General features: G+C 46.3%; 1 tRNA gene and 2 rRNA genes. All 3 read left to right on the top strand.

Annotation, left to right across the window (positions count from 1 at the left end):
• Window positions 1-337 precede the first annotated feature (337 nt).
• Window positions 338-1886, top strand: a 16S ribosomal RNA gene (locus RU86_RS11330).
• A gap of 123 nt (window positions 1887-2009) precedes the next feature.
• Window positions 2010-2082, top strand: a tRNA-Ala gene (locus RU86_RS11325).
• A 193-nt stretch (window positions 2083-2275) separates the two neighbouring features.
• Window positions 2276-5181, top strand: a 23S ribosomal RNA gene (locus RU86_RS11320).
• The 16S and 23S rRNA genes sit together here with 1 tRNA gene alongside, the layout of an rRNA operon.
• The last annotated feature ends 235 nt before the right edge of the window (window positions 5182-5416 follow it).

The following is a 5416-nucleotide window of genomic DNA, read 5'->3' as shown; positions in this document are numbered from 1 at the left end:
AAAAAGTAAAAAGAATGTAAAAAAGGTGTTGACAGTTAAGTAAGGATTTGATAAGATAATAAAGTACTAAAAAAAGCCGGAAGCGAACGATTGAAAAGAAAACAAAAAAACTTTTCGAAAGTAGTTGACAACAACAAAAACTTCTGGTAGAATTAAGTAGTTGTCTCGTAAGAACAGCGACAACGAAATAGACCTTTGAAAACTGAATAATACAGAATAATAACCAAGTGCAGGCTTGTTATTTAGCAATAGATAACAAACTGTCAATTCGACAATAAATCGTTAAGAAATTAACGGACAAAAAAACAAAAGCTAGATGATATTTATATCATCTCATTTAAATGAGAGTTTGATCCTGGCTCAGGACGAACGCTGGCGGCGTGCCTAATACATGCAAGTTGAACGATGATTTCTGGTACTTGTATCAGAATGAAGAGTAGCGAACGGGTGAGTAACGCGTGGGTAACCTACCTCTTAGCGGGGGACAACTATTGGAAACGATAGCTAATACCGCATAACAATTCTTAACACATGTTAAGAATTTGAAAGTACCAATTGGTACACTAGGAGATGGACCCGCGTTGTATTAGCTAGTTGGTAGTGTAATGGACTACCAAGGCGATGATACATAGCCGACCTGAGAGGGTGATCGGCCACATTGGGACTGAGACACGGCCCAAACTCCTACGGGAGGCAGCAGTAGGGAATCTTCGGCAATGGACGAAAGTCTGACCGAGCAACGCCGCGTGAGTGAAGAAGGTTTTCGGATCGTAAAACTCTGTTGTTAGAGAAGAACGTTGTGTAGAGTGGAAAATTACACAAGTGACGGTATCTAACCAGAAAGGGACGGCTAACTACGTGCCAGCAGCCGCGGTAATACGTAGGTCCCGAGCGTTGTCCGGATTTATTGGGCGTAAAGCGAGCGCAGGTGGTTTAATAAGTCTGATGTAAAAGGCAGTGGCTCAACCATTGTGTGCATTGGAAACTGTTAGACTTGAGTGCAGTAGAGGAGAGTGGAATTCCATGTGTAGCGGTGAAATGCGTAGATATATGGAGGAACACCGGTGGCGAAAGCGGCTCTCTGGACTGTAACTGACACTGAGGCTCGAAAGCGTGGGTAGCAAACAGGATTAGATACCCTGGTAGTCCACGCCGTAAACGATGAGTGCTAGTTGTTTGGGGCTATCCAGCCCTAAGTGACGCAGCAAACGCATTAAGCACTCCGCCTGGGGAGTACGACCGCAAGGTTGAAACTCAAAGGAATTGACGGGGGCCCGCACAAGCGGTGGAGCATGTGGTTTAATTCGAAGCAACGCGAAGAACCTTACCAGGTCTTGACATACCAGTGCTATTCTTAGAGATAAGAAGTTACTTCGGTACACTGGATACAGGTGGTGCATGGTTGTCGTCAGCTCGTGTCGTGAGATGTTGGGTTAAGTCCCGCAACGAGCGCAACCCCTATTGTTAGTTGCCATCATTAAGTTGGGCACTCTAGCGAGACTGCCGGTAATAAACCGGAGGAAGGTGGGGATGACGTCAAATCATCATGCCCCTTATGACCTGGGCTACACACGTGCTACAATGGTTGGTACAACGAGTCGCAAGCTAGTGATAGCAAGCTAATCTCTTAAAGCCAATCTCAGTTCGGATTGTAGGCTGCAACTCGCCTACATGAAGTCGGAATCGCTAGTAATCGCGGATCAGCACGCCGCGGTGAATACGTTCCCGGGCCTTGTACACACCGCCCGTCACACCACGAGAGTTTGTAATACCCAAAGCCGGTGAGCTAACCTTTTAGGAGGCAGCCGTCTAAGGTAGGATAGATGATTGGGGTGAAGTCGTAACAAGGTAGCCGTATCGGAAGGTGCGGCTGGATCACCTCCTTTCTAAGGAAAAATGGTTGCTTAGGCAATTCATGGATAACCTGCATTTGTGTTTTAATTCTGTATTATTTAGTTTTGAGAGGTTTATACCTAATAGAAACAGTAAAAATCTTCTCTGAAGAAGAGGGGGCCTTAGCTCAGCTGGGAGAGCGCCTGCTTTGCACGCAGGAGGTCAGCGGTTCGATCCCGCTAGGCTCCATAGGATGGTAGAGATATCATCTTGTCAACGAAGACGTTAAAATAGAGATTTGATCATTGAAAACTGAATAACAATTTCTAAAATAACAAGAAATAAACCGAGAAGTGTTGTATTTATACAACACCTCAAAAAAAAAGCGTGAGTCGAAAGACTCAATACTTATTACCAAGATACTTAAATGTATCAATTTAAAGGTTAAGTTAATAAGGGCGCACGGTGGATGCCTTGGCACTAGAAGGCGATGAAGGACGTGACTAACTACGAAATTCTACGGGGAGCTGTAAGTACGCATTGATCCGTAGGTGTCCGAATGGGGGAACCCAGTAGCTAATGGCTACTATCTTAAGTATGAATACATAGTACTTTTGAGGCAAGACGTTGTGAACTGAAACATCTAAGTAGCAACAGGAAGAGAAAGCAAACGCGATTTCCTTAGTAGCGGCGAGCGAAACGGAAGAAGGGCAAACCAGAAGATTTATCTTCTGGGGTTGTAGGACTGCGCTGTGGACTTATAGTTTATAGGAGAATTACCTGGGAAGGTAAGCTAAAGAGAGTAATAGCCTCGTATCCGAAATAGATTATATACCTAGCAGTATCCTGAGTACGGCGAGACACGAGAAATCTCGTCGGAATCTGGGAGGACCATCTCCCAACCCTAAATACTCTCTAGTGACCGATAGTGAACAAGTACCGTGAGGGAAAGGTGAAAAGAACCCCGGGAGGGGAGTGAAATAGCACCTGAAACCGTGTGCCTACAACAAGTTCGAGCCCGTTAATGGGTGAGAGCGTGCCTTTTGTAGAATGAACCGGCGAGTTAAGTTATGATGCGAGGTTAAGCTGAAGAGGCGGAGCCGTAGCGAAAGCGAGTCTTAATAGGGCGCATTAGTATCATGATTTAGACCCGAAACCAAGTGACCTATCCATGAGCAGGGTGAAGGTGCGGTAAGACGCACTGGAGGCCCGAACCAGGACACGTTGAAAAGTGTTTGGATGACTTGTGGATAGCGGAGAAATTCCAAACGAACTTGGAGATAGCTGGTTCTCTCCGAAATAGCTTTAGGGCTAGCGTCCAACTTGAATGTAATGGAGGTAGAGCACTGTTTGATTGAGGGGTCCATCCCGGATTACCAATATCAGATAAACTCCGAATGCCATTTACATGCGTTGGGCAGTCAGACTGTGAGTGCTAAGATCCATAGTCGAAAGGGAAACAGCCCAGACCATCAGCTAAGGTCCCAAAATATATGTTAAGTGGAAAAGGATGTGGGATTGCACAGACAACTAGGATGTTAGCTCAGAAGCAGCTATCATTTAAAGAGTGCGTAATAGCTCACTAGTCGAGTGATCCTGCGCCGAAAATGTACCGGGGCTAAAACATATTACCGAAGCTATGGAATTAAATTTATTTAATTGGTAGGAGAGCGTTCTAATCAGCGATGAAGGTATACCGTGAGGAGTGCTGGAGCGATTAGAAGTGAGAATGCCGGTATGAGTAGCGCAAGACAGGTGAGAATCCTGTCCACCGTAAGACTAAGGTTTCCAGGGGAAGGCTCGTCCGCCCTGGGTTAGTCGGGACCTAAGGAGAGGCCGAATGGCGTATCCGATGGACAACAGGTTGATATTCCTGTACTAGGTTATATAGTGATTGGAGGGACGCAGTAGGCTAAGATAAGCCAGTTAATGGATTCTGGTCTAAGCAGTGAGGTTTGGTATGAGTTAAATGCTTGTACCTCTAAGATTGAGCTGTGATGGGGAAGCACTTTCGAGTGCGAAGTATCTGATGTCACACTGCCAAGAAAATCTTCTAGCGTTTAATTATAACCTACCCGTACCGCAAACCGACACAGGTAGTCGAGGCGAGTAGCCTCAGGTGAGCGAGAGAACTCTCGTTAAGGAACTCGGCAAAATGACCCCGTAACTTCGGGAGAAGGGGTGCTCCATTTATATGGAGCCGCAGTGAATAGGCCCAAGCGACTGTTTATCAAAAACACAGCTCTCTGCTAAATCGTAAGATGATGTATAGGGGGTGACGCCTGCCCGGTGCTGGAAGGTTAAGAGGAGTGCTTAGCGTAAGCGAAGGTATGAATTGAAGCCCCAGTAAACGGCGGCCGTAACTATAACGGTCCTAAGGTAGCGAAATTCCTTGTCGGGTAAGTTCCGACCCGCACGAAAGGCGTAACGATTTGGGCACTGTCTCAACGAGAGACTCGGTGAAATTTTAGTACCTGTGAAGATGCAGGTTACCCGCGACAGGACGGAAAGACCCCATGGAGCTTTACTGCAAGTTGATATTGAGTATCTGTTGCACATGTACAGGATAGGTAGGAGCCGAAGATTTAGGGACGCTAGTTTCTAATGAGGCGATGTTGGGATACTACCCTTGTGTAATGGCTACTCTAACCCGCACGCCTAATCGGCGTGGGAGACAGTGTCTGCTGGGCAGTTTGACTGGGGCGGTCGCCTCCTAAAGAGTAACGGAGGCGCTCAAAGTTTCCCTCAGCATGGTTGGAAATCATGCGTAGAGTGTAAAGGTATAAGGGAGATTGACTGCGAGACTTACAAGTCGAGCAGGTACGAAAGTAGGACTTAGTGATCCGGTGGTACCGCATGGAAGGGCCATCGCTCAACGGATAAAAGCTACCCTGGGGATAACAGGCTTATCTCCCCCAAGAGTTCACATCGACGGGGAGGTTTGGCACCTCGATGTCGGCTCGTCGCATCCTGGGGCTGTAGTCGGTCCCAAGGGTTGGGCTGTTCGCCCATTAAAGCGGCACGCGAGCTGGGTTCAGAACGTCGTGAGACAGTTCGGTCCCTATCCGTCGCGGGCGTAGGAAATTTGAGAGGATCTGCCCTTAGTACGAGAGGACCGGGGTGGACTTACCGCTGGTGTACCAGTTGTCTTGCCAAAGGCATCGCTGGGTAGCTATGTAGGGAAAGGATAAACGCTGAAAGCATCTAAGTGTGAAACCTACCTCAAGATGAGATTTCCCATTCTTTATGAATTAAGAGCCCTGAGAGATGATCAGGTAGATAGGCTAGAAGTGGAAGGGCAGCGATGCTTGGAGCGGACTAGTACTAATAGCTCGAGGACTTTACCTAAAAAAGTAGGATATTGAAAGCGATGGCGTAGCCAAGCTTCTGTAGAAAAATAGAAATTTAAGTGAACTGCGTTTACGCAGGATCTATAAATTGTCTTTTTTCCTAAGAAGCTAGCTTGAAATTCCACTAGTAGAGTTTAAGTTTTAAACGTTTTGGTTTACAAAAGTTATTTTAGAAATGTTATTCAGTTTTGAATGTTCAAACGCAAGTTTAGATATTCGAGATAAGTTTGGTG

Origin of the sequence: Pseudolactococcus piscium (assembly GCF_002441695.1) — a bacterium.
Taxonomy (GTDB): Bacteria; Bacillota; Bacilli; order Lactobacillales; family Streptococcaceae; genus Pseudolactococcus; species Pseudolactococcus piscium.
The sequence above is the reverse complement of the archived record's forward strand: the minus strand, read 5'-3'. Positions and strand labels throughout refer to the sequence as shown.